3 protein-coding genes are annotated in these 2,100 nt (G+C 54.7%); 1 reads left to right on the top strand and 2 read right to left on the bottom strand.

Translation table 11 applies throughout. The features are described from left to right. Nucleotides 1-451: M16 family metallopeptidase (locus ACLL9E_RS02420; RefSeq protein ID WP_411290152.1), on the bottom strand; the 451-nt coding region annotated here is incomplete at its 3' end. 62 nt (nt 452-513) lie between these two features. Beyond that, nucleotides 514-1,293 carry a phosphoribosylaminoimidazolesuccinocarboxamide synthase gene (purC, locus tag ACLL9E_RS02415; protein ID WP_411290151.1) on the bottom strand — a complete coding sequence of 260 codons (780 nt, stop codon included), beginning with the start codon at nt 1,291-1,293 and terminating at the stop codon, nt 514-516. A gap of 153 nt (nt 1,294-1,446) precedes the next feature. Here purC and aat point away from each other — a divergent pair. Further along, a partial coding sequence (aat, locus tag ACLL9E_RS02410) for a leucyl/phenylalanyl-tRNA--protein transferase (RefSeq protein ID WP_411290150.1) occupies nt 1,447-2,100 on the top strand: 654 nt, incomplete at its 3' end.

Genomic DNA, 2,100 nt, shown 5'->3' with positions numbered 1-2,100 from the left:
GCGGATCAGCTTTGGGAAGATCGAGCTTATATTGTGTTTGCGTGTAGCCCGTTGAGGCATTGGTGTCGGCCCCAAAGGACAGACCAAGGCGCTCCAACATTTTGACCATTTCGCCCTCGGGCACGTTCGTGCTGCCGTTAAATGCCATATGCTCGATGAAATGTGCCAAACCTTGCTCATCATCAGCCTCGGCCGCCGAGCCGAAATCAATGGCCATGCGCACGAGGACCTGGTTCTGGGGGCGCTGGTTCGGGCGGATGGCGTAGCGCAGCCCGTTCGACAGCTGCCCGTAAATGATTGTTGCATCTGGTTCGAGGTCAGACGTCTCGGCGTTCCACGGCGCTGTCCGCTGCGCCCCTGCGGGCGGTCCGCCCACGGGCTTGGCACGAGCTGAAGACAGCCCGCCAAAGATCATTGCGACGGCTAGAAAGAGGTTAAGCGCTGTTTTCATACGCTGAACCTTCTTCCGGAGAAGTTTTGATTTGGCAATGTTTTCCCGTGTAAATTCTTGATTTACTTACCTTTACGTAAGCGGTGGCTGACCATGTCGAGGACCGCGCCCTCGCTTTCATCAGGCATCAGCCCCAGTCGACGTGCCACTTCCTGATAGGCCTCCGCTTCGCCGCCAAGGTCACGGCGGAACCGGTCCTTGTCCAGTTTTTCGCCTGTTTCAATATCCCACAAGCGGCAACCATCTGGGCTGATTTCATCCGCCAAAATGATTCGCGAAAAATCACCATCGAACAATCGTCCGAACTCGAGCTTGAAATCGACAAGACGGATACCAATTGCTGCAAACATGCCGCACATGAAATCATTGATTCGGATTGCCATGGATGAAATGTCCTGCATTTCCTCCTGTGTGGCCCAACCGAAGCACGCGATATGCTCTTCAGCAACCAGCGGGTCGCCAAGGCTATCGTCCTTGTAGCAATATTCGAGCAGAGTGTGCGGCAACGGCGTGCCTTCCTCAATGCCCAAGCGTTTTGACAAAGTGCCGGCGGCAACATTGCGGACAATGACCTCAATCGGAACAATCTCGACCTGACGGATCAATTGCTCACGCATATTCAGACGCCGGATAAAGTGCGTTGGGATTCCGATGTAGCTCAGGCGTGTAAAGACATGTTCGGATACCCGATTGTTGATGACGCCTTTGCCAGCAATCGTGCCCTTTTTCTGGGCGTTAAAGGCGGTGGCGTCATCTTTGAAATATTGAATGAGCGTGCCGGGTTCAGGACCTTCATAAAGAATTTTGGCCTTGCCTTCGTAAATTTTGCGGCGGCGGGTCATATGCGGTCCCTGACTTTGCTTGAAATGACGCGCCCCGGCGGGGCTGGTCCTGATCGAACCTAACTCTGCCGGGGCGATTGTTCGGGCTATAATCCATTGCATGCGTCGGCGCAATTCGAGATAGGCAATAACGACGGACGCGAAAGGACGCTATTGCCCATCGATCTGGATTTGCTGCTTCAGGCGTATGCCAATGGCATATTCCCTATGTCTGACGCCCGGGACGATCCGGATACATTCTGGATTGAACCCGAGTTTCGCGCAATCATGCCGCTTGATGGTTTCCGTTTGTCAAAATCGCTTGCCAAAACAATTCGGCAAAATCGGTTTGTGGTAACTGCGGATACAGCATTTGGCCAAGTCATTGCGACGTGCGCAGAATCGCAGGCTGACCGGCGGGACACATGGATTAACCCCGACATCGAAGAAGCCTTTTGCCGTCTGCACAGCCAAGGGCGAGCGCACAGCATCGAATGCTGGTCCGGGCACCGTTTGGTTGGCGGGCTGTACGGGCTAGCGCTTGGACGCGCATTTTTTGGCGAAAGCATGTTTTCGCGCGAAACCGATGCATCAAAGGTTGCACTGGCTTGGTTGGTCGCAAGGTTGAAGCTTGGCGGTTTTACCCTGCTGGATTGTCAGTTCATGACCGACCATCTGGCAAGTCTTGGCGCGGTTGAAATGACTCAAGCCGCTTATGTCAAACGCCTTGAAGGTGCGCTGACAAAGGCGGTTCAGGCTTCGTCCGGGCTTGCTTCGTCAGCCGCCGCTTTGTCAGCGGGAGGCGGTGGAGACTGGGGCGCGCTTGAT

This window comes from Sphingorhabdus sp. (genome assembly GCF_046596595.1).
Taxonomy (GTDB): Bacteria; Pseudomonadota; Alphaproteobacteria; order Sphingomonadales; family Sphingomonadaceae; genus Sphingorhabdus_B.
Note: the sequence above shows the minus strand (reverse complement) of the source record. Positions and strands in the feature narration are given on the sequence as shown.

Excerpts from the sequence above, each read along its gene's own strand:
- purC (WP_411290151.1), bottom strand. The coding sequence starts at position 1,293 with ATGACCCGCCGCCGCAAAATTTACGAAGGCAAGGCCAAAATTCTTTAT.